The organism is Streptomyces sp. NPDC014623 (assembly GCF_043088245.1).
Classification (GTDB): Bacteria; Actinomycetota; Actinomycetes; order Streptomycetales; family Streptomycetaceae; genus Streptomyces.
Genome location: NZ_JBIBZU010000021.1, coordinates 52,012 through 71,504 on the forward strand (window position 1 = coordinate 52,012; position 19,493 = coordinate 71,504).

Consider the following 19,493-nt stretch of genomic DNA (forward strand, 5'->3'; position numbering starts at 1 on the left):
GTGTCTCCCGTGTCGGGGTGGGTGAGCAAGAGGTGCGCCGTGTCGGCGCCGTACGATCACGCGGCCGGGATGTCGTCCGGGCCGGTGAAGTTGTTGCGGCGGACGGCCAGCAAAGGGCCATACTCGCCGTGCTCGCGCGTGATGATCACGTCGCGATAGTCGGGGGAGCGGCCGCCGCGGTCGGACTCGCCCAAGTCCCGGGCGATCGCGTCGTGCGCATCCTTAAGCAGCTGCTCATCGATGACGTGCCCCGGATCCCGGTTGCCGGGCAGCGGCTCCGGCTTGCAGTGGCAGCCCGGGTGAATCGGCATGAGGTTCTCGACCCGGTACCGCTGCGTCGAGGCGATCGTGCACAGCGCGCAGTTCCGCCCGCTCGTGAGGCGCCGGCGGAAGAACCGAACACCGCCACGCTGCATCGACTGCTGCGCGGCGTGCGTGCGGGCGAGCTGCAGGTCGGTCTCGGTGATGCTGAGCAGACGCGTACGGCCCTGCCCCACCGCGTCTACGAAGTCGTGCCCGCGGCTGAGTGCCGTCCACATCTGGACGAACGGACGCCTGTACACCTCGCCCGGCGGCACCCCGCGCAGTTCCTCCGAAATCGCCATCCCGGCCGGCGCCGCAGCACCGCCCATCATGTCCGCGATCATCGTCGACAGGTACGCGTCGGTGATCTGTCCCATCTTCTGCTGCACACCGAGCACGACCGGCAGTACCCGCTCGATGAACACCACGGCGTCGGCGTCGCGGTAGTCCCCGAGCGAGTCGAATGCGGACAGGACGAACGAGATCAGCCGGTCGCGCAGCGAGCCCGACAGTGCGTCGTACCGCTCGGTGAGAGCAGCCTGCAGCGCCTCACCCACCGGGCACCCCGCCGTCGTCGTCCGGGACGTTGCCCGCCGAGGGCGCTGCGCCCGGGGCCGGGAGCAGCGAGGCGGCGAGCAGCGCCTGCGACGCCGCGCCGGCCGTGATCCTGCGGACCGTGGCCGGCGTCTCGCCCATTTCCTCGGCGATGACGTCGAGCGGGTACCCGATGCTCTTGAACTTCGTTGCCGCGTCGGCCCGGACGGCGAGCGAGGCATGTGCCGGGTTCGCCCACCGCACCTCGGCCTCGGTGTAGTCCTCGGGTACCCCGGCCTGCGCCGCACAGAGCGCCATGACCGTTTCGAGGCCCTCGCCGAACGCGCTGATGTGCTCGCGCATCTTGGCCACGTGCAGGATGTCCAGCGCGCCGATCGTGTCGGCGCTGATGTTCACGAGCTGCCCGGCGTAGTAGTACGCGGGGGTGTGCGACAGGATCAGGGCGTCGCGCACATCGGACTCGTGCTCTTTCAAGAACCCGCTCAGGTCGGCGGCGGCAAGCTGCCCGAACTCGGCTTTCTCGCCCTCGCTGACCCAAATTGCCGACGGGCCGGGCACGAATGGCTGATCGACCGTGAGCAGCCCGGTCGTGGGATCTACCTTCTTCGCGAACTTGTGACCCTTGATCCACTTCTGAGGGAACCCTGCGTTCCTCGATGTCGCCATGCGGTTCAGGACACCGAGGTTCAGTCGATCCTGAATGTCCGTGACCCCGGCGAACTCCGGCTCGGGATCCTCGCCGAGGTCCGGCATGCGGGCGAACTCGACCAGCTGCAGCATGCCGAGGTCGTGCTGCTCGCCCTGGTCGCCGCCGACGGGCACCCACGAATCGGGTCCCCACGGCAGGCGCCGCCCGCACCGCTCTTTCGTCTTGTACGGAAATCGGGTGTCGTCGAAGAACACGACCGCGTAGCCGTAACCGTCGATATCGGAGTGGTACGCCTTCAGCCCGACGAGCGGCTCACCGGTCTCGGGGTCGTACTCGACGATGCACTCACGCGGGTGCTCGGCCGTGACCAGCGGCGACGGGCGCCCGTTCTCCTCGGTCCGGGTCGGGTGCTCGCCGACGAGCATGTACCCGACGCTCTGCGACATGGCGACCCGCCACACGAGTTTCTGCCGGGAGTCGAGCCGGTTCTTCTGCCACCACAGCGACGCCCGGGTGTCCGGCTCGCCGTCCGGGCCGGTCACGCCAAGCGCGGTGAGCCGGTGCACGGACGCGTTCGCGATCAGCTGGCAGACGTTCGTCCTGGCCTTGCGCTGAAAGTCGAGGAACGCCTGCTGCGCGTTCTTCGGCAGCTCCGGCAGCGGCGGCCGGCCCCGGTAGTAGCGCCACCACTCGTCGAGCAGCCTCTCGCGCTTGCGCATCCGCCGGCCGAGGCGCAGCAGCCAGAAGTCGGGGTTGTCGATCTCCGGTGTTTCGTCGAGCACGTCGCCCCCTCTCGGGCTGTCAGAACGTGTAGCCGCCCATTTCCTCGACCTCGACGGCGAGGCCGGCGGCAATCGCGTCGAGGCGGCACTGCCACGCCAGCACTGCGGCCACCGCCGCGTCGATCTTGTCGGGGCTGTCGGGGTTCGCCTTCATGATCTGGATCCCCGACCGCGTCTTGCGCCGCCGGGAGTTGAGCAGATGCCGCACGAGCGCCGACGAGCCGTCGAGGGTGAGCTCGCGCTCGGTCAACGCGGTGTGAAACTTCTCCAGCGCCCGCACGATCAACGTGCTGCGACCGCCAGTCATCCACCACTCGATCGGATGGTTCCGGGTCGACTGCACGAGCAGCTGCGGCCCATATGCCGCCTCCCAGTCCGCGACGTGAGACTCCCATTTCGCCGGGTCGGCGTAGAACCCGATCACGTCATACCGGTCGAACGTCTCGTGAACCCGCGCGAGCACCTCGACGACCGGGACCTGCCACCCCTCCTTCGGGGCGTCGGCAGTGGGTTTCCACCCCTTCGGCTGCTCCCACACCCCGATCTCGAATAGGTGCCCATCGCTGAGCCGGCAGCCGATCAGCGCCGTCGCGTCGGTCACGCCGCGCGACCGCTTCCGCGACCCGTCGAAACCGAGCACGATGCGCTCTCCGTGCTCGACCGCCCGGCCGAGGTCGGTCGCCGCGCGCACCTCGGGTTGCGACAGCCACGCGTCCGAGGCGTGGGTGATCTGGTTCAGCAGGTCGGCACGCAAGTCTTGCGGCTCGTTCGACGTGTCGTAGAACTCCGACGTGAGCCGCTCGATCGGCGACCATCCCGGCGCGCACGGCGGATCGTGCAGCACGCACCCGTCGGGGTGATCGCTGCTGTCCCCGTACGCGTACCGCAGGCCGGCGACGAGCGACTCCTCGTCGGTCATGTCCGTCTCGGGCGGCGCCTCCCGGTGGTCGACCAGGATTCCGCGCGCCTTCGACCGGCCGTCGATGATCGCCTGGTAGTCGGCCGCCGAGTTCTCCGCGACGGACCCCTCGCCCGGGGTGAAAGCGTTCGGCGTCTCGATGATGCTGCCGCCCAACTTGGCCGCGTTGAACCGCATCACCTTCGCGAGCCGGACGCCGCCGTTCGACTCCTTCCACTCCTCCGTCTGGTCGAGCGACGCGAAACAGGCGGGGTCACCCTTCGCGCTCGTCGCTGAGGACGTGATCGGGGAGACCTGCCCGCGCGGCAGGTAGATCACGGTGTCGAGGACATCGAGCCCGTAGTCGGTCGACAGCGATCTGCCACGCGCCATCTCCAGCAGCGGCACCCACGTGTTGTCGGTCTGCTGCTCGGTCACCGCGGCAATACGGACGAGCGGCGTACGGATTGAGTGCCACGGCCGGCCGATCGGCTCGCCGTACGCGTCGAACCCGTCCGGAACGACGTCGGCGCACGCCTCGGCGAGCGCGATCGCCCCGACGAACGGTGACTTACCCCACCCGCGGGGGCGGGAGAGCAGAGCCCGGTGAACGATCCGCTTGCCGGTCACCGGGTGCAGCTCGTAGAAATCGCACAGAAAGTCGGCCTCTTCCTGCGTCGGGATGAACGGAGACCCGTCGTCCCGGCCAGGCTGTGCGAGGTTCTCGATCATCCAGTCGAGGACGTAGTACCCGAGCGTCGGGCGCTCGCCCTCGAACTCGGGGCCGCGCCACGGCATGACGCCCCCTACTCCTCGGCAGTCGCCGCTTTCCCACCAGGCAGTGACCGCAACTTCGCCGCCCCGTACCGCTCACGAGCCGACGGGCCCCCGGACCGGCCGCTGCCACCGTCGGCGCCGTCCGCCTCGGCGAACACCATGCGCAGCCGCGCCCTGTCCGCCGGCGTCGCACCAAACGCCGCAACGCGCAATCGCAGTTCGCCGGCCGCCGACAGATCACCCCGCCACAGCCGAGCGTGAATCAGGGCGGTGTCGAGCAGGTACTGCCAATCGGACGTACCGAAGTGCTCGGCCTGCGGGCTGTCGATCCACATCTGCCACCACTCGCGGGTGCGCTCAGGCCAGTGGAACTCGACGAGCTGCTCGCCCTTCTCGACTGTGAAGTCGGGCAGGGCGGGCGGCTCGGCGCGCTCCCACCTGAGTACGGTCTGCGGGATCGCGTCGGCGTTGCGGCGAGCCTTGCGGCTCTTCGGAACAGGGCCGTTGCCTGCCATCACTCGCCCCCCTGCCGAACGACGTCACACTGCGGGGTGTCGCGGCGCACCGCCCACTCGATCCGGGGCACGCCGCACCGGAGACAGGCGAGCTCATCACGCGCGCCGATGGGCCGAAAGTTGTGCCCTGACTCGGCGTCCGCTCGCACCGTGCTGCACGTACGCGTGTCTCGCTGCCTCATCCATGAGTCACGGCCCAGTCCGCACCGCGCGCACCGCTGCGGGTCCTGGTATCCGGGCTCGCCGAACACGTGCTCGCCGTCGGCCGCGACCTGCCGCTGCATTCTGATCGCCGACACGATCTCGCCCCAGTCGCGCAGCCGGTCGAGCCCGAGTGCATCCGTGATCTCGTCCATGCGGTCGACGAACTCGCGCTGCCGCTCCTCGGCAAACGCCTGCAGCTTGGCTTCGGCCGCGTTGGCTCGTGCCAGCGTCTCGCGCGTCTTCACGACCGGATCCTGATGGGGACCGCCGAACACCTCGCACACCGCCCGCAGCACGTTGTCGGCGGCGACCCTTCCGGCCTCGGCCTGCTCGGCGCGACGGTTGGCGCGGTCCCGCTGCACCTCCATAGCCCGCGAGCGCCCATCGGCATTCTCGGCGCGCTGCAGCAGCGTGTGCCCGAGTGTCTCCGACTCCGACAACGACCGCCGAGCCGTCTCGTACATCTCGCCGAGGTGCTGCTGCACACCTTCGCGGAACTCGACCGACACATCGTTCGCCGGGATCTCGACCGTTTCGGCGGTGACGATCGCGCCGCGCGCACCGATCCGATCGGCGGCGTCCTGCCAGTGGTCACGCACCCGGCCGTGATCCATGCCGATGATGACGCGCTGCGGCGCGCTCTCATCGACGACCAGGACGAACGGCGGCCGCGTGTCATCGGGTCCCTCGGGCAGTTCGAGGATCTGCAGACGTGCCATGGCTGTACCTCCCGTGTCGGGTGCGCCGCAGCACACCCGTGTCGGGGCGCTACAGCAGAGCGTCGATTACGTGCTGCAGCTCACCGAGGCGCCGCGGCGTGTCGCCGAACGTCCGCCCCGTCACTGCGATGTACCGGCCGGTCCCGTACAGCTCGACCGAGCCGCCGCCACCGACCGTGATCCGCCGGCCCTGCGGCAGAGTTCCATATCCCCACAGGTGCAGACCGTCGCCCGAGCGCGACACCTCGACCCATGTCGAGCCGGCTGCGTCGAGGATCGTGCGCGCCCACCCGGCCGGCTCGCCGTGCTCGTCGAGGCAGTGATCGAGGTCGAGGCACACGACGCCGTCGCCGTCGAGGACGAACCCGAGGCCGGCCCCGCTGCTGCTCGCCGCCGCCTCGCTGTACCGCGACCACGTCGAGGGGTCCGTGCTGCTCGCCGTCGCGCCGCCGATCGTCAACGGGACCTTACGAGCGGTGTGCCGGATCCAGCGCGGCCGGCGCGTGAGCTCGGCCGGGACGGTGCGCCGACGACGAGCAGCAGCGGCTCGGCACCGCGGCTCACAGAACCGCGCGTGCCGCCGAGCCGTGAGCGGCATCGGCCCCTCGCAGTGCTCGCAGCGACGGCTCGTCTTCATGGGTCCAGTCTACAGCAGCGTACGCTTTTAGCGCTTTGACCTGGGCATATCGAGTTGGTGTCGGATGGGCGGCAGGCTGAGAGGCGATCTGCGGACCCTCGGCCGCGCGCCATCGAATCAGCCTGCCGCATCCGTGCCCGCCCGCCAGCGGGCCGCCCACGTGCCCCCACGTGGCCGTTTTCCCCAGACCCGTACAGAACCGGGCCCGCAGCACCTCCCGAGCGGCCTGGGGGGCGGGGGAGGGGAGTCACCCCCCACCCGTCCGGGCCTCTGTGTGCCGATCTGAGCGCCTTTCAGGGGCTGATGAGTCCTGGGTGTCGTTCGGGTGGCCGTTTGGCTCTCTCGCGCCATCGTGCGGCGTTCCCTTCACGACTGGACTTGATCGCGTGATGGTGCGCGCACAGCGCTTGCAGGTTCTCGGGTCGGTGGTCATTGCCCGGTCTGATGTGGTCGACCTGGTTTGCGTGGTGTCCGCAGACGATGCGCCCTTCGCGCCATCGGCATCGGTACTCGTCGCGGTGCAGGACGAAGGGGCGTAGCTCGGTGTACCAGTTGTCGGGCAGTTCGCTGCGTCGGTTGCTGTCTGCCCATCCGCCGCTCATGCGCGTTGTGTCCGTTCGGTGTGCTGGTCGTCGTAGTCGTCTTCGTCGCGGCCGGGTTCGGCGTAGGGCTCGGCGCGTTCGGTGTCGCTGCTGAGCGAGATGCCGTCGAGGGGGGTGTCGATGGGGGTGGGGGGTGTGTAGCCGAAGGGGGGCCGGGGGGCGTCGTCGTCGGGGTGTGGGGTGGTCTGCGGGGTGAGGGAGTGCAGTAGGCGTAGGGCGGTGGCCTCGATGTCGGGGAGGGTGTGTAGTTCGCCGGGTGCGGTGCTGATTTCGATCTCGCGGGTTCCGTCGGTGAGGCGTACGCGCATGGGGGCGGGGTCTCCTCGACGGGGGGTGCTACTCGGGCCGGGGGGTGTGCGGTGTGGCGCTGGCCACTCGGGCCCACATCTCTGCCATGCGTACTGCCTCGCCGACGCGTGCAACGTGGTGGGCGTGGTCGGCCTGGTGGTCGCGCAGCAGCCGTGTCGAGAACGACCCGGTGGTGCCCTGGCGTTCGGTGATCTTGTCCTGTGCGGCGTACGCCTGGTGGGTGTGCTCTTCGGCGAGCGTGGCCCACTGGAGAGCCATGGCTGCGGCGTGCTGTTGCGGGGTGGCGTCAGTGGTGTTCGGGGTCATGGTCCCTCGATCGCGGGTCGGGGGTGAGATGTCGCTGCTGCCCTGGAAATGGCGATGCCCCGCTCGGTGGCGGGGCTGCTTCTGTTTCTGGGCATGCGGAACTGCGGCCAATCCTGCGACACGTGATCGTCTGGCGTCAAGTGTGGTGGTGGGGAGAGAGAGCGCGCTCGTACGTCGCGCGCTACTACCGGTAGATCTCTCTCTACATCCGCCCCGTATAAGTAGTGGATTGGAGTGGAGTGGAACGCGCGCACGCGAGTCCCGAGGGAGTCCCCCGGGGACACAATGCGTTGACCTGCGATGATGCCGAAAAGTAGACAGAGAATCGATCGCGTTTCTGCTTCGAATCGTGTGAGAAACGCACGCGATTCTTCTGCGATTCCGCTCAGAAACCGCGCAGAAAGGCGCCCCTGCCACGTTGGGGGAACGCGTTGGCAGGGGCGCCGGTACAGGGTCGTGCGGGTGGGGTGATCAGCCGGTGCGACGCTTCTCGTCGGGCAGCCCGAGCACCTCGGCGGTGCTCTGCCCGGCGCTCCGCATGCGCCTGCAGAACTCTTCGGAGCTGACCCACCCGGCGATCTCGTCGACGAGCACGAGCTGCGGTGCGGGGCCGCGCTGGGGTCGGCCGATCCGGTGGCGGGCGCGCTCGGCGTTCGGGTACGGGCGATAGTTCATGGGGTCATCCTCTCGTGACTGCGCCCCGTACCGCGAGGGATGCGGTACGGGGCGCGGTGCGGCAGGTGTCACTCGTGCTCGACGGTGACGACGAGCTGCTGCAGCTTCCCGCCGAACGAGAGCCGGCCCGTCGGGATGTCCGTACCGCTCGCGCCGGCGGCGTACGCGTCGGCGACGAACTGCGCGATCTCTTCGAGGGTCATGAACCGGCCCGCGGGCACGTGCTCGATCTTCTTCGGCATGGGTTCCTCCGTCGCTACGTCCGCGGGCCGTTCTGCGCCTTCCAGCCTGCCAGCATGCCGCGGTTGTGCGTGACGTACGTCGGCGTCTCGCGTCCACCACGGCGGGCGGTCGGCGCGGACCACACCGCGCCCACGACTGCGGCCGCGATCAGCACCTGCACGAGCGAGTCGAGGGCGAGCGCGAGCGCCTGCAGACCGAAGTAGCTGCCGACACCGATACCGACGGCGAACACGCCCCATGCGGCGAGGCGCTGCGCCTGCGGGTCAAGTCCGGACGGCGCGGGCGGTGCGGGTGGCATGACGGGCACGATCGGTTCGTGAAGCGGCCCGTACTGCGGGTACAGCATGCCGTCGATACGCACGTACCCGGTGACCCGCATGCCGGGCGGCGGTGCGGGCACGAGGTGCTGCTCGGCGGCCGGGACGATTCGCGACGGTGCGAAGTACCGCACGGCCGGGGCGGCGGTGTTCCGAGGTGTGTCCTGGTGCATGGGTGCCCTATCGCCGAGTGGTGGAGCTGAGCCGGTTGCCGAGCTCGCGCAGTTCAGCCGCGAGGTACGCGACGCCGATCAGAGCGAGGGTGAGAACGAACAGGCCGGCCGGGTGCCCCGTAACCGGCCGTGCGCCGGTGCTGGCCGGGACGATGCTCCCGAGGATGACGAACGCCGCGGCCATGAATGCCATGAAACGCACGAGCTCGCCGAGAAAGGAAAGGGCGCGGCCGGTGATCTTACGAATGGTCATGACTGTGTCCCATCTGTACGTACGGCGTAGCGCCCGTACTTCGGCTTATGAATGCGCGGGTCGGCGTCGAGCCATCGGCCGATCGTCGCGGCGTGCGGTGCGTCGAGGTGGGGGTGCAGCCGGGTGATCGCGTCGCGAATTGCCTCGGGACCGATTCCGTTCGGTCCGCTCTTCGAGACGATCTCGAACACGATCCCCTTGCGCGGGTCCTCGCGCTTACCGCCGGCGGTGTCCTCGGCGAGTGGGTTCGGTGGCGGTGTCCATTCGAGCCCGCCCGCCTCGAAGATGGCGCGGGCTTTCGCTTCGAGTTCCGGATCGCGTCGCGTCGTCTCGTTGATGTTGTCGCGGATCCGGTCGACCGCGGCGTCGGCCTCGGCGATCGGGTCCGGGCCGGGGGCCGGCGGTGTGAGCGGGGCAGGCTTGCCCCATCCCGCCGTTGGGTCGGTCCACCCTTCCCGAGCCGGTCGTACGTCCTGGTCGACGGCGGCCGGTGCGGGGATGCTCGCGACGACGCTGCCGTCGAAAAGGTGCCCGGTGTTCTCCCACCGGCGGGCGTACGCCTCACCCGCGGCCGTGCGTGACAACTCGTCGAGTTCGGGCTGCATATCCGCTGTGGCGACGACGATCTCGGCGATCCTGGTCGGCGTGATGCGGTACGCCTGAAACGGCCGGGCGGGTTCGTCGAGCACCTTGATTGCCCCGGTGCCCGGCTCGGGCATGTCCTCGGGCCCGATCTTCTCGCTCCAGCCCATGAGGTAGGCGAGCTCACGCTCGTCTGACTTCATGGCGATTTTGAGCCCGGCCTGCACGACGAGCTGCGGTTCCTCGATAACGTCCTGCGTCGCCCGCAGCGCCGCGGCGATCACATTGCACGCGACGGCACGGGCGAGCTCGACGACCTGCAGCAGCGCGTCACCGGCCTTGCGCAGCGTCGGGTCCTTACGCGCCTTGCCCGAGTACAGTTCGGCAATCTCGTCGGCGTTGACGATGATGCCGGGCACGGCCGGGCTGACGGGCAACTTGTCGTCGTCGTGCTCGATCTGCAGGTCGGCGTACCCGGGTTTCCGCGCCCGAGCGATCCGCAGCAGCGCCTCGGCCATGGCGAGCGCCTTCTCGGGGGTGTCGGCGACGTAGTCGATCGGCGGCCGGCCGGGGCGCCCCGCTTTGTGCCACGCCCGCAGCCACGGCAGCGCGAGCGACCCGCCGTTCAGGTCGATAACCCACGTGAGCGCGTCGACCATGCGGCACTGCCCGCCGATGCTGACGTTCATCAGGTTCGACTTTCCCGAGCCCTTGCGGCCGGTCCACACGCCCGACGACTGGCGTACGCACGGGGCGACTTCGGTGCCGTCGCGGTGCACGCCGAGCTGCAGACCGTCGTTCATCGACCGGGGCGAGTAATCGTCGGGGTACATCGTCGGCTCGCCCGCGATCTGATTCGCGGTCTCGATGTTCGCCAGGAACGAGCCGCGGTCGGCACCCTCGGTGATCTCGACGCCGCACCCGTTCGGCAGCCGCGCGTCACTGGCGAGACCGTTCTGCGCGGCCTGCAGATGCCGCCACGTGTGCCCGCCGGGCGGCAGCACGCCGTCGAGGGTGTACCCGTTGCCGTGTTCCCACATCTCGACGCCGACGATCTGCACGCCCTCGACCCCGCACACCCGGGCGATGCGGGCAATCCACTCGTCGGCGAGCATCCGGTGTGCTCGGGCGAGGTATGCCCGCTGCGCGGCGAGCTCCTCGGCCGCCTGCTGCGCTTCTGCCGCGTGCTGCGCTGCCCGCGTGCCGGACATGGCGGCGCTGAGCGTCACCGCCCCGACGGCGAGGGCGCCGAGGCAGTCGGCCGACCAGGGGCCGACGGCGAGCGCCCATGAGCACCAGGTGCCCGCGCCCGCCCATGCCGACGCCCGCAGCAGCAGTGTCGCCCTGGTCGCACCGGACCGTACGCCCGCGATGTGGTGGCCGAGCATTCCGCCGGCCGCCGCCACAGCCGCCCACCATGGGGGCATGTCGGCGGCGCTTGCCGCGTAGGTGGCGGCGAGCGAGGTCCCGGCGGCGCTGATCGGCCCGGTGAACGTGCCGTGCCCGCGATCCCAATCGATCTGTACGCCCTTGCTCACAGCGACACGTCCGCGTTCCGGGTGACATCCCACGCGGCCTCGCCCTGGCGGGGGTTCTGCAGCCGGTCGATGTCGACACGGTGGCAGGCGAGGAAAGCGGGCTTCAACTGCTGTGCGAGCTCAGCCGCCTTGATCTGCAGCCCGTAGATCTGCTGCATCATCTCGATGATCCGCGGGTCGAGCGGGTCCTCGGCATCGGCGCGAGCGGTCGTCGTCTTCATCGCCTCGGCGACGTGCTCGAGCGCCTCGGCGAGCCCCCCGAAGTCGCGGCCGACCTGCATCATGCCGTCCGGCTGATACGTGGCGGCAATGCGGTGCATCTCCATCGCGGGGCCGAGGAAGTGGTGTCCGGACATGGTGGAGCCTCCAGCAGTGGTGACGGTGGAGCCGCCGGCGGTTGCCGGTCGGCGTACGAAAGTGGCGATCGGTCCGGGCGCCGCCGCGGCGGCGGGCCCAGTCATCACGGGGCCGCGGTCGACGGCACGCTCGGTGCGCCGGCGGCGGCGCTTGGACCACACGGCGCGCAGCGTGGCCAGTCCGGCGCGGGGGCTCCAGTTCCACAGAGCGGACAGCACCCCGGCGGCACCGGCCCACGCACTGTCGAGCAGCGCCCTACCGGTGCGGGCGATGTTCCGGCCCGCTGTCTCGCGGGGGCTCTTGGTGCGCCGGGCGAGACTGCGGGCGAGCCGGGTCGCGGCGCCTGCCGCCCGGCTGACGCCCCGGCCGAGAACCCGACCGGTCGCCCCGACGCCCCGGGCGAGGGCCTTACCCGCCCTGCCGATTCCTCGACCGGCCGGCCCGAGCCCGCGGCCCGTCATCGCTGCGCCCCGGCCGGCCGCCCCGAGGGCGGACCGTACAAGCGGCGCTCGGTTCCCGGTCCGCCCCCTGTCCCGGGCATGCCGGGGCGTGCGGGGCGAGGGCGCCCCCGGGGCGTTCCGCCCGGGATGGTTCTTCCGCCCCCCGATCGAGCCGAGGGCGGACCGCAGGCCGGTTCGGGGCGCCCCCGTACGCCCCGCCCCGATACCCGCCCCGCCCCGCCCCGAGGCCGAACGGAACGCCCCGCCCCGACCGAGGCGCCCCCGGGGCGACGCCCCCGCCCCCGACGAGATGCGCCCCCGCCCCGACGATTTGAGCGCCCTGCCCCGACCGCCCCGCCCCCGATTCGGGGCGGGCGTCGTACGGGTCCGCCCCGCAGCAGTCGAGGCTCGGCGAGCCTTGACCGTGCTGCGGCGACGGACGACAGCAGCGACCACACCCGCACCGGCGAGCCCGGCGGCGCCGATCAGGCCGGCGGTTCCGGCTGCCTGATACGCGGCGGTCGCCGCCATCGTCGTGCCGTTCCCGGCGGCGATCACGAGCGGCTCGATCGGCACGCCGCGCAGCCGTGGCGTGCTGCTGCGTGGCTTCGGCTCGGGTGCCTCGGCGGGCTCTTCGACGGCGGCCGGCTCCTCGACGGGCTCGGGCTGCTCGGTGGGCTGCTCGGGTACGACCGCGGGCTGCTGCGGCGGTGCTTCGGTGTTCGTCACCGGGTGTCTCCTTCACTGCGACTGCGGTCGTTGTGCGGTCGTGTGGGGGGTGTTCGCGCTGGTAGGGGGTGGGGCGGGGAGGGTGTGACTGCAGTCGCGGTCACGGTGCGAGTGCAGCTCGATCGAGGCTGTCGGGGACCTCTCCGGCCCGGAGCTCCCGCGCGATCGACCGGAACTCGGCGGCGCGGGCCCGCGCGATACGGGCGGCACACGCGGCACGTTTCCGGGTCTGCGGGGTGCGGTCCGGGTCGACGGCGACCCGCTCGCCGTCCTCGGCAGCGGTGTCGGAGCGAACGGCGGCGATGTGCTCGAAGTAGTGCGCCTCGCGGAGCATGGCGGCTCGGGTGATGGCAGGCATGGGCGCTATCCGTTTCCGGCGATGGGGGTGACGTTGTCGGAGCCGCGGGCGGCGAGCGTGGGCTCGCCCCTCTCGATCTCGTTGCGCAGGTTCTGGCCGTGCCGCCGGGAGGTGTGGGGGTAGCCCTCGGCGCCAGCCGCCTTGAGCAGTTCGGCGATCTGCCCTTCGAGGGGGCGGGCGCCGAGCTCGTCGTACAGGGCGCGCAGCCGCCGCTTCACTTCGTCGCGGGTCGGGGCGGCGGGCGCCCCGTCGTCGACGACCGGGGCGGGCGTGGGGGCGGGGCGTGCAGAGGGCGGGGCGTTCTCCAGATCGGGGGCGGGGCGAGGTGTGGGGGCGGGGGCGTCGACCGGGGCGGGGCGGGGCGCTTCGAGGGCAGGGCGGGGCATCTCCCGATCGAGGGCGGGGGCGGGCGTCGGGGCGGCCGCTGCCACGGGGGCGGGGGCGGGTGCCGGGGCGGGCACCTCCTCGACGACCGGGTCGCCGGCCGCCGGGGCGAGGGGGCGGCCGTGCCGAGCGAAACGGAGCGCGAGCACGTCATCGACTGGCGCCTTCGAACGCCACTGCCACCCGTACTTCTCGCGCAGCCGGGCCCGCATCTCGATCCGGTCCCGCTCCAACCGCAGCACGTCGTCGTAACTGCGGAGCTCCCACAGCTTCATCCGGCGCCACAGCCGGAACGTCGACACCGGGGCAAGCAGCCACCGGGCCAGACGCACCGGCTCGATCCGCCGGTCAGCCGTGATCTCCGCACCGATCCCGATCGCATGCCGCGCCGCCTCGACGACGATCACGAACAGCAGCGGGATCATGGCGTGCATGCCGGTGCCGACCGGGTCGGGCCATGACACGGACGCGTTGAACCAGATCGTGCCGCCGGTCAGCAGCCACGCCATGTGGCGCAGCAGCGGGAACGGCATGCGCAGCCACGACAGCAGCAGATCGAGGCCGAGCAGTACGACGATCCCGGCGTCGAGACCGATCGGGAAGATCAGGGCGAACTCGCCGAACTTCTTCTCGACGGCGAGTTTCCGCACGGCGGCGTACGAGCCGGCGAACCCGATCGTGGCGATCAGTGCGGCGCCGACGAGCAAGGCACCGACGAGTCGGCGCTGCGTCTTGGTGAGGTCGAGGCGAGGCGGCACGAGAGTTCTCCCATGGGTGACCGGCCCGCGCGCATGGGGGATTCGCGCGGGCCGGTCGGTCGAGGGTCAGGAACGGGCGAGGGCGGGGCGCAGCAATTCGGCGTACGCCCGGCGGGTGGTGCGCCTGTCCGTGATCGGGGGCATGTGACGCAGCAGTTCGCGCATGAGGGGCTCGCTCGCCCCTTCGGTCTCGCCGACGCCCCACTCGGCGGACGCGTACAGCGCGGCGAGACGCCGGCGGTCGGGTCCGGTCATGGGGTACGTGGGGTTTTCGGTGGTGAGGCAGTCGGCGATGGTGCCGAGGGCGGTGCGGGCGTCGTCGCTCGGGGCCAGGGCGCAGCGGCTGGTGCTGGTGATGCTGCCCTCGGTGGCGATCAGGGTGATGGTGCGTTCGCCGCGGCGGGTGATGATGCCCCACGCGAGCGGCTGCCGCTCGGTGCTGCGGGTGGGGGTGTTGGGCTGCGGGTACTCGGTACGATCGTGCACGTCTGACTCTCCTGTTCTGGCAGGGGGTCGGGCATCCCACGGGCATGTCAGTGCCTGCGGGGGCGGCCGGGTCGGTGTGTCAGCACCGAGCCCGGCCGTTCTGCGTTGGCCGGCGTGTCAGCACCGACCGACAGTGAATGTACATCGAGTCTTGTTGTACATCAAGCCTGATGGTTAAATTGGGCGCCATGGACACCAACGCCACTGATCACCCGGTCGCCGAAGCGCGAGCGAATCTGTCCGAGCTGCTCGCCTCGGTCCGACTGCTGCGGAAAGTGGCGTACCTGACGAGCCGCGGGAAACGACAAGCGGCTGTCGTACCCGCCGAACTCGGTGAACTGATTGAGCAAGCCGGTGGCGCCGACGCTGCGGTCGCAATCCTGTCTGCGCACCGAGCCGAGTAGCGCTCGGTCACGAACAGCAGTGAGCCCCCACCCGGTCGGGTGGGGGCTCACTGCCGTGCAGGACTCCGAAACTACGCCGCGGCGGCCGACGCCCGATCCCGCGCTGCCGCCCGCTGCCGACGCCGATCCTCCGCACGCCTCGCCCGGCGTTCAGCCTCGGCCCGGCGCTGCTCAGCCGCATCGAGGGCCCGGTGCAGCGAGGCGAGCTGCTCGACAGTCGACCACACCCGCGCCCGCCGATCGATATCGAACGGGACGGGCGCCGCACAGTCGATCAGGCCGGTCGCGCACGTCACGCTCATGACCGTGCCCGCCTCGCAGTGCATCACGAGATCGCCGGCGCACCACGGGCACGGCATGCCCGGCAGGACCCGAGACGTGTACCCGATCCCGAGCACCCGGTCGAGCCGGGCAGCCGCCTCTCGGGCGTACGTATCGATCCGGGCCTGCGCAGCATCGTGGGTCGGGCAGCACGGGCCGTCGGCGAGCTGCGTGAGCAGCCACGCGGCGGCGGTAGGTGCGGTGCGCTGCTCTCGGTCGGCGTGGTACCAATCGGCCGGGTCGGTGGCGCTGCGGGCCGCGATCGAGTCGGCGAGGCTGCAGAGCGCGATCTCGATCGCCCGGGAAGCATCGGCGATGTGCAGCCGGATCGGCACCGGGCGCTCGCCGAGCTGCGCCGGGTCGCGGTCCTCGCGCACCGGGTGCGGGAGCCCCTCGCCGACGTGGTCGCAGTGCGCGCACCGGTAGTAGAGCTGTCCGGTGTGGTGTCGGGTGGTGACGAGCTGCTGCGGGTGGGCGACGGCGTGCGCGATCGCCGCGGCGAGGGACACCTCGGCGGCGTCCTGGTCGTCGAGGGCGCGCAGGTACTCGGCGCCCGGGCGGGCCGGGGGCCACGTGCCGCCGGGGCCGTCGGTGTCGAGGGCGTCGCGCAGGTGGTCCCAGTGGTCGAGGATGTGCTGCAGGTTCTCGGCGGTGGTGCGGGCGGGGCGGTTGTTCATGGCGGGTTTCTCCTGCGGTGCGTAGGGTGATCTCACCGCGTGGGGCGCCCCGTTCATCTGGCCGGATGGGGGCGCTCCGTCGTCGTTTCAGCGGGGTTACTTGCGTTTCGTCGAGGCCCAGATGCGGGCAATGATGATCGTGGTAACGCAGACGATGAGAGTCGCGGCGACATCGTTCTCGCTCATGCGGCCCACCGCCCGACGTCACACCGCGCCCCGTGGACGAGACCGGCCGACGACACCCACGTGCTACAGCACGCGACGGGCTGCCGCACGACGAGCCGCACCGGCGGCTGCTCGGTCCGGCGGCATTGTTCAGCGGCCGCCCGGTAGTCACGGCCCGCCCGTGCCGCGCCCTCGGTGAGGAACACGGACACGATCAGGCAGACACCGAACGGTACCCACACGGCAAGCGCCCCGCAGACCAGGGCGACCAGGCCGAGCACGGTCGCCGCGGCGGCGAGCATCGCTCGGGTTCTGCGGTGGCGTCGCATCGCGTCGCGGTGCCGGATCACGTGAGGATTCATCAGCGGGCCTCGCTTCCGGTCAGGTAGGTGTCGAGGGCGGGCAGGTCGTCGATGCTGCGGTGCACGTCGATTTGCCGGGGTGCTGCCGTGGCGGGGCGGGCGTACCCGGCGAGCAGCATGAGCTCGACGGGGGTGTGCTCCCGTTCGAAGAGCGCGGCGATCTGCTCGTCGGTGAGCTCGTCGAGGCCGTCCGGGTCGAAGGTGCACATCACGCCCCCTCGGCAGTGGCAAGCCGTGCGGCGTGCGCGGCGGCGATGGTGGGCGTCACGAGCTGCGCGAGCATGTCCTCGCTCAACCCTTCCCGGCAGTCGGGCCCGACCCCGAGCACCTTCGACCGGTCGTCGGACAGTGGACGCCCGCACAGACAGCAGCGCGTCGACAGCTCGGCGAACCGGTGGCGGGCGGCCGCGGGGTCCTGGTCAATCACGGCGTGCACGGCCCGCAGCCACTTCACGTATCCGGCCTGCCACTCACGCAGCCACGCGATCCGCTCGTCGGCATCCGCCGGGGCGTTGCGCTTGAGCGGCCGGGCGGGCCCGTACCACGCGTTCTTCGGCCAGACGGAGACGATCCCGGCGCGGGATCGCCAGTAGGTGACGGTGGTCGGATCGGCGGGGTCGATTGCGGCGTAGTAGCCGTTCGGCAGGGTGGTCACGGATTCTTCTTTCGCAGTGCTCGGGCGGTGGCGCGGCGTGCTGCTCGGTTCGGGGGCGGGGCGGGGTCGGGTGCGTCGTCGGCGACGATCTGCTCGCCGGTGCTGGTGGCTTGCACGCGGGGTTCGCGGGCGTGCCATCCATGGGGCAGGCGGCTCGGGCCAGTCATCGGGCGGGCTTCTCGGTCACGGCGGGGGCAGCGAGGAAGTAGCTGCTGTACGTGGAGTCCCGGCAGTACGCCTCGCGGTGGCCCGCGGTCCGAGCGCATGGCGGGTGCGTCGCGCCGTTGACGGCGACTGTTTTGCCGCAGAGGCGCGACTCGGCGGCTCGGATTTCAGCGGCGGGGTCTGTGGTCATGGTGTGGCTCCTCATGCGGGGTGTGGGCGGATCCGGATGGGCGGCCCGGGACGCGGTGGTGGTGGCGCCCCGGGCCGTGGGGTGGGGTCAGGCGGTAGCGTCGAGGTCGAGGACGCCTTGCGCGAACCGCGGGATGGCGAGGTCGTGATAGGCAGGGTTGAGGTCGATGCCGACGTAGCGGCGGCCGAGCTGTCGGGCTGCAACGCCCGTCGTGCCGGACCCACTGAACGGATCGAGGACCGTGCCGCCCGACTTGCAGCCGGCCTTGATGCAGCGGACCGGCAGCGCAAGGGGGAAAGTCGCAAAGTGAGCTGCTGAGAGATGGGCAGTAGGGAAGGTCCACACGTCTCCTGGATTGCGGAGTCGGCTGCCCTTCGATGAGGTTTCACGCGTCGTAGGCTTGTAGGGCTCGCGAATAGCGTCGAGATCGAACGAGTACTGCAGTTTCTTGCTGTACAGGTAGATCGGCTCGTGCCGACGGCTGAGCCGGTCACGCACCGACTCGGGCATGGCGTCCTGCTTGTTCCACACGATCTTGTTGCGGAGAATCCATCCGTCGTCCTGCAATGCCAGGGCGACTCGCTCGGGAAGTAGGAGCAGGCTCTTGGCGGGGCGGTCGCCTCGGCCTATGCGGGTCTGGACGTTGGTTCGTGTGGCGGTTACCTGGGCGGAAGATCCAGCAGTTCCACCGCTGCTCAAGCTGTAACTGTCTCCAAGGTTGAGCCACAGCGTCCCGTCATCGGCAAGGACGCGGCGCGCCTCGGCGAAGACCTGCCGCAGGTGCTCCACGTACTCGGCGGGGGTCGGCTCCAGTCCGTACTGGCCGGGGGTGCCGTAGTCCCGCAGCCCGTAGTACGGAGGACTGGTGACGATGCAGTCGACCGAGCCATCGGGCAGGGCCCGCATCTGGTCCAGGGCGTCGCCGAGGAGGAGCGTCACCTGCTCGTCGCGGTAGTACTTGGTCACGGTGTTGTCTCCTGTGCTGGTGGTGGACACTGGGCGGGTGGGGCGGCCCGGTTCGAGCGGGCCGCCCTGCTTCGTGCTCAGGCGGGGAAAACAAGCTGTCCGGCTTCCTCGACCGCAGTTCGCCGGGTAGCGGCCGCAGTCCGCCGGTGGTGATCGCGGTCGTAGTGCAGGTGGCAGCCCTGACACATCGCCCGCAGGTTGCCCGGGTCGCAGTTCTCTGGGGTGTGGTCGAGGTGAGCGACGGTGAGGATCACGCGGGATCCGGTGCCGTAGGCGATACCGCCGTGCAGGTTCGGGCACCGCCCGTTGTGCGTCCCGCGCCCGCACTCTCCGGTGCACTCGCAGCGCTTCCCGGCGCGGCCGAAGCGGATACCCGCCGAGATCTCCGGCCAGTTCTTCGGGTACCGCGCACGGTTCTCCGGTCGGATCGGCATCAGCAACCGACCCTCGGCGACCACGCGACGAGCCGGGCCTCGCTCCGCAGATACAGCGGATGCCCCGGATGCCCGTCACGCGTCACAGACAACGCGGTCAGCCGACCCATGCCCGGCAGCGTCAACACGTCCGCGACCCGCTGCTCGACGGTGAGCACCTCCAACCCGGGCAGCTCAGAACCTCCGGAACGCGGCTGTCTGGTGGAGTGCGCACCCCACGCGGCGACGAGCGGCCCGCCCGAGTCGAGGGCGTCGAGCGCGGCCTGCGACAGCCACCCGTCGTTGTCCGGGCCGACCGCCTCAGGCCCGGTGGGGAGGCGTCGCGGGTCCGTCGACCGCCACGCGAACAGGTTCACGACGACGAGCGACCCGCACGCCCACCGCTGCGCGTACCGGATGCACTTGCGCACGGTGGCGTCGTCCTGGTCGGCGTCGGCCGTGGAGGGGTTGAGCATGACGAACGTGGCCGGCGGTCGGGCGTCGTCCCACTCGCGGGTGAGCCGGTACCGGTAGCGGTCGCACGGGGAGATCTCCGCGGTCCGGTGCCGCACCGGCTGCGGGGTCGGCACCGTAGGGGCGGGGATCATCAGAGACGCCATGGCGGG

Annotated in this window: 28 protein-coding genes; 2 read left to right on the top strand and 26 right to left on the bottom strand. The window is 70.8% G+C overall.

Annotation, left to right across the window (positions count from 1 at the left end):
- Positions 1-56: 56 nt before the first annotated feature.
- From ACF1FZ_RS28190 to ACF1FZ_RS28250, 13 genes are all read right to left on the bottom strand, one after another.
- Complete coding sequence (locus ACF1FZ_RS28190) at positions 57-860, bottom strand: hypothetical protein (RefSeq protein WP_391776198.1); 804 nt, start codon at positions 858-860, stop codon at positions 57-59.
- The gene (locus tag ACF1FZ_RS28195) at positions 853-2,289 is read right to left on the bottom strand and encodes a hypothetical protein (RefSeq protein WP_391776199.1); all 1,437 of its coding nucleotides are present in this window, start codon (positions 2,287-2,289) and stop codon (positions 853-855) included. Before ACF1FZ_RS28195 ends, ACF1FZ_RS28190 begins: the two co-directional genes overlap by 8 nt.
- A gap of 19 nt (positions 2,290-2,308) precedes the next feature.
- The gene (locus ACF1FZ_RS28200; RefSeq protein WP_391776200.1) at positions 2,309-3,985 is read right to left on the bottom strand and encodes a terminase; all 1,677 of its coding nucleotides are present in this window, start codon (positions 3,983-3,985) and stop codon (positions 2,309-2,311) included.
- Between the two features lie 8 nt (positions 3,986-3,993).
- A complete protein-coding gene (locus ACF1FZ_RS28205; RefSeq protein ID WP_391776201.1) occupies positions 3,994-4,479 on the bottom strand; it encodes a hypothetical protein in 486 nt (161 codons plus the stop codon).
- Positions 4,479-5,402 carry a hypothetical protein gene (locus ACF1FZ_RS28210; protein ID WP_391776202.1) on the bottom strand — a complete coding sequence of 308 codons (924 nt, stop codon included), beginning with the start codon at positions 5,400-5,402 and terminating at the stop codon, positions 4,479-4,481. Before ACF1FZ_RS28210 ends, ACF1FZ_RS28205 begins: the two co-directional genes overlap by 1 nt.
- 49 nt (positions 5,403-5,451) lie before the next feature.
- The gene (locus ACF1FZ_RS28215) at positions 5,452-6,039 is read right to left on the bottom strand and encodes a bifunctional DNA primase/polymerase (protein WP_391776203.1); all 588 of its coding nucleotides are present in this window, start codon (positions 6,037-6,039) and stop codon (positions 5,452-5,454) included.
- 598 nt (positions 6,040-6,637) lie between these two features.
- Positions 6,638-6,949 carry a hypothetical protein gene (locus ACF1FZ_RS28220; RefSeq protein WP_391776204.1) on the bottom strand — a complete coding sequence of 104 codons (312 nt, stop codon included), beginning with the start codon at positions 6,947-6,949 and terminating at the stop codon, positions 6,638-6,640.
- Positions 6,950-6,977: 28 nt separating this feature from the next.
- Entirely contained in the window at positions 6,978-7,256 is a 279-nt protein-coding gene (locus ACF1FZ_RS28225) for a hypothetical protein (protein WP_391776205.1), read from the bottom strand.
- Between the two features lie 471 nt (positions 7,257-7,727).
- A complete protein-coding gene (locus ACF1FZ_RS28230) occupies positions 7,728-7,931 on the bottom strand; it encodes a hypothetical protein (protein ID WP_391776206.1) in 204 nt (67 codons plus the stop codon).
- Between the two features lie 68 nt (positions 7,932-7,999).
- Positions 8,000-8,173, bottom strand: coding sequence for a hypothetical protein (locus ACF1FZ_RS28235; protein ID WP_391776207.1), 174 nt, complete (start codon positions 8,171-8,173; stop codon positions 8,000-8,002).
- Between the two features lie 14 nt (positions 8,174-8,187).
- Positions 8,188-8,664, bottom strand: coding sequence for a hypothetical protein (locus ACF1FZ_RS28240; protein ID WP_391776208.1), 477 nt, complete (start codon positions 8,662-8,664; stop codon positions 8,188-8,190).
- Positions 8,665-8,671: 7 nt separating this feature from the next.
- A complete protein-coding gene (locus ACF1FZ_RS28245; protein WP_391776209.1) occupies positions 8,672-8,917 on the bottom strand; it encodes a hypothetical protein in 246 nt (81 codons plus the stop codon).
- Positions 8,914-10,710, bottom strand: coding sequence for a hypothetical protein (locus ACF1FZ_RS28250; protein WP_391776210.1), 1,797 nt, complete (start codon positions 10,708-10,710; stop codon positions 8,914-8,916). The genes ACF1FZ_RS28245 and ACF1FZ_RS28250 overlap by 4 nt, the downstream gene beginning before the upstream one ends.
- Between ACF1FZ_RS28250 and ACF1FZ_RS28255 the strand changes: the two genes are divergently transcribed.
- A complete protein-coding gene (locus tag ACF1FZ_RS28255) occupies positions 10,700-10,948 on the top strand; it encodes a hypothetical protein (RefSeq protein ID WP_391776211.1) in 249 nt (82 codons plus the stop codon). The two genes, ACF1FZ_RS28250 and ACF1FZ_RS28255, sit on opposite strands and share 11 nt — an antisense overlap.
- 85 nt (positions 10,949-11,033) lie before the next feature.
- On the opposite strand, the gene ACF1FZ_RS28260 is transcribed toward ACF1FZ_RS28255, so the two are convergent.
- From ACF1FZ_RS28260 to ACF1FZ_RS28275, 4 genes are all read right to left on the bottom strand, one after another.
- Positions 11,034-12,563: a hypothetical protein gene (locus tag ACF1FZ_RS28260; RefSeq protein ID WP_391776212.1), complete on the bottom strand. Its 1,530-nt coding sequence runs from the start codon at positions 12,561-12,563 to the stop codon at positions 11,034-11,036.
- A gap of 100 nt (positions 12,564-12,663) precedes the next feature.
- On the bottom strand, positions 12,664-12,921 hold the full coding sequence (locus ACF1FZ_RS28265) for a hypothetical protein (RefSeq protein WP_391776213.1): 258 nt from the start codon (positions 12,919-12,921) through the stop codon (positions 12,664-12,666).
- Between the two features lie 5 nt (positions 12,922-12,926).
- Entirely contained in the window at positions 12,927-14,063 is a 1,137-nt protein-coding gene (locus tag ACF1FZ_RS28270; RefSeq protein WP_391776214.1) for a DUF2637 domain-containing protein, read from the bottom strand.
- A 66-nt stretch (positions 14,064-14,129) separates the two neighbouring features.
- Entirely contained in the window at positions 14,130-14,549 is a 420-nt protein-coding gene (locus ACF1FZ_RS28275; protein WP_391776215.1) for a hypothetical protein, read from the bottom strand.
- A gap of 188 nt (positions 14,550-14,737) precedes the next feature.
- Here ACF1FZ_RS28275 and ACF1FZ_RS28280 point away from each other — a divergent pair, with 188 nt between their 5' ends.
- Entirely contained in the window at positions 14,738-14,953 is a 216-nt protein-coding gene (locus ACF1FZ_RS28280) for a type II toxin-antitoxin system prevent-host-death family antitoxin (protein ID WP_391776216.1), read from the top strand.
- 71 nt (positions 14,954-15,024) lie between these two features.
- On the opposite strand, the gene ACF1FZ_RS28285 is transcribed toward ACF1FZ_RS28280, so the two are convergent.
- From ACF1FZ_RS28285 to ACF1FZ_RS28325, 9 genes are all read right to left on the bottom strand, one after another.
- Positions 15,025-15,951, bottom strand: a complete 927-nt coding sequence (locus tag ACF1FZ_RS28285) for a hypothetical protein (RefSeq protein ID WP_391776217.1) — start codon at positions 15,949-15,951, stop codon at positions 15,025-15,027.
- 182 nt (positions 15,952-16,133) lie between these two features.
- Positions 16,134-16,478: a hypothetical protein gene (locus ACF1FZ_RS28290; protein WP_391776218.1), complete on the bottom strand. Its 345-nt coding sequence runs from the start codon at positions 16,476-16,478 to the stop codon at positions 16,134-16,136.
- Positions 16,478-16,687 carry a hypothetical protein gene (locus ACF1FZ_RS28295; RefSeq protein WP_391776219.1) on the bottom strand — a complete coding sequence of 70 codons (210 nt, stop codon included), beginning with the start codon at positions 16,685-16,687 and terminating at the stop codon, positions 16,478-16,480. Before ACF1FZ_RS28295 ends, ACF1FZ_RS28290 begins: the two co-directional genes overlap by 1 nt.
- Positions 16,687-17,133: a DUF6011 domain-containing protein gene (locus ACF1FZ_RS28300; protein ID WP_391776220.1), complete on the bottom strand. Its 447-nt coding sequence runs from the start codon at positions 17,131-17,133 to the stop codon at positions 16,687-16,689. Before ACF1FZ_RS28300 ends, ACF1FZ_RS28295 begins: the two co-directional genes overlap by 1 nt.
- A complete protein-coding gene (locus ACF1FZ_RS28305) occupies positions 17,130-17,300 on the bottom strand; it encodes a hypothetical protein (RefSeq protein WP_391776221.1) in 171 nt (56 codons plus the stop codon). The genes ACF1FZ_RS28300 and ACF1FZ_RS28305 overlap by 4 nt, the downstream gene beginning before the upstream one ends.
- A complete protein-coding gene (locus ACF1FZ_RS28310; protein ID WP_391776222.1) occupies positions 17,297-17,488 on the bottom strand; it encodes a hypothetical protein in 192 nt (63 codons plus the stop codon). The genes ACF1FZ_RS28305 and ACF1FZ_RS28310 overlap by 4 nt, the downstream gene beginning before the upstream one ends.
- An 87-nt stretch (positions 17,489-17,575) precedes the next feature.
- Positions 17,576-18,454, bottom strand: coding sequence for a DNA-methyltransferase (locus ACF1FZ_RS28315; protein ID WP_391776223.1), 879 nt, complete (start codon positions 18,452-18,454; stop codon positions 17,576-17,578).
- 77 nt (positions 18,455-18,531) lie between these two features.
- Positions 18,532-18,888, bottom strand: coding sequence for a hypothetical protein (locus ACF1FZ_RS28320; protein ID WP_391776224.1), 357 nt, complete (start codon positions 18,886-18,888; stop codon positions 18,532-18,534).
- Positions 18,888-19,487, bottom strand: a complete 600-nt coding sequence (locus ACF1FZ_RS28325) for a DUF1643 domain-containing protein (protein WP_391776225.1) — start codon at positions 19,485-19,487, stop codon at positions 18,888-18,890. The genes ACF1FZ_RS28320 and ACF1FZ_RS28325 overlap by 1 nt, the downstream gene beginning before the upstream one ends.
- Positions 19,488-19,493 lie beyond the last annotated feature (6 nt).

Coding starts and splice junctions, on each gene's coding strand:
- ACF1FZ_RS28200 (WP_391776200.1), bottom strand. CDS start 3,985: ATGCCGTGGCGCGGCCCCGAGTTCGAGGGCGAGCGCCCGACGCTCGGG.
- ACF1FZ_RS28205 (WP_391776201.1), bottom strand. CDS start 4,479: ATGGCAGGCAACGGCCCTGTTCCGAAGAGCCGCAAGGCTCGCCGCAAC.
- ACF1FZ_RS28210 (WP_391776202.1), bottom strand. CDS start 5,402: ATGGCACGTCTGCAGATCCTCGAACTGCCCGAGGGACCCGATGACACG.
- ACF1FZ_RS28215 (WP_391776203.1), bottom strand. CDS start 6,039: ATGAAGACGAGCCGTCGCTGCGAGCACTGCGAGGGGCCGATGCCGCTC.
- ACF1FZ_RS28220 (WP_391776204.1), bottom strand. CDS start 6,949: ATGCGCGTACGCCTCACCGACGGAACCCGCGAGATCGAAATCAGCACC.
- ACF1FZ_RS28225 (WP_391776205.1), bottom strand. CDS start 7,256: ATGACCCCGAACACCACTGACGCCACCCCGCAACAGCACGCCGCAGCC.
- ACF1FZ_RS28230 (WP_391776206.1), bottom strand. CDS start 7,931: ATGAACTATCGCCCGTACCCGAACGCCGAGCGCGCCCGCCACCGGATC.
- ACF1FZ_RS28235 (WP_391776207.1), bottom strand. CDS start 8,173: ATGCCGAAGAAGATCGAGCACGTGCCCGCGGGCCGGTTCATGACCCTC.
- ACF1FZ_RS28240 (WP_391776208.1), bottom strand. CDS start 8,664: ATGCACCAGGACACACCTCGGAACACCGCCGCCCCGGCCGTGCGGTAC.
- ACF1FZ_RS28245 (WP_391776209.1), bottom strand. CDS start 8,917: ATGACCATTCGTAAGATCACCGGCCGCGCCCTTTCCTTTCTCGGCGAG.
- ACF1FZ_RS28250 (WP_391776210.1), bottom strand. CDS start 10,710: ATGTCCGGCACGCGGGCAGCGCAGCACGCGGCAGAAGCGCAGCAGGCG.
- ACF1FZ_RS28265 (WP_391776213.1), bottom strand. CDS start 12,921: ATGCCTGCCATCACCCGAGCCGCCATGCTCCGCGAGGCGCACTACTTC.
- ACF1FZ_RS28280 (WP_391776216.1), top strand. CDS start 14,738: ATGGACACCAACGCCACTGATCACCCGGTCGCCGAAGCGCGAGCGAAT.
- ACF1FZ_RS28285 (WP_391776217.1), bottom strand. CDS start 15,951: ATGAACAACCGCCCCGCCCGCACCACCGCCGAGAACCTGCAGCACATC.
- ACF1FZ_RS28290 (WP_391776218.1), bottom strand. CDS start 16,478: ATGAATCCTCACGTGATCCGGCACCGCGACGCGATGCGACGCCACCGC.
- ACF1FZ_RS28295 (WP_391776219.1), bottom strand. CDS start 16,687: ATGTGCACCTTCGACCCGGACGGCCTCGACGAGCTCACCGACGAGCAG.
- ACF1FZ_RS28305 (WP_391776221.1), bottom strand. CDS start 17,300: ATGACTGGCCCGAGCCGCCTGCCCCATGGATGGCACGCCCGCGAACCC.
- ACF1FZ_RS28310 (WP_391776222.1), bottom strand. CDS start 17,488: ATGACCACAGACCCCGCCGCTGAAATCCGAGCCGCCGAGTCGCGCCTC.
- ACF1FZ_RS28320 (WP_391776224.1), bottom strand. CDS start 18,888: ATGCCGATCCGACCGGAGAACCGTGCGCGGTACCCGAAGAACTGGCCG.
- ACF1FZ_RS28325 (WP_391776225.1), bottom strand. CDS start 19,487: ATGGCGTCTCTGATGATCCCCGCCCCTACGGTGCCGACCCCGCAGCCG.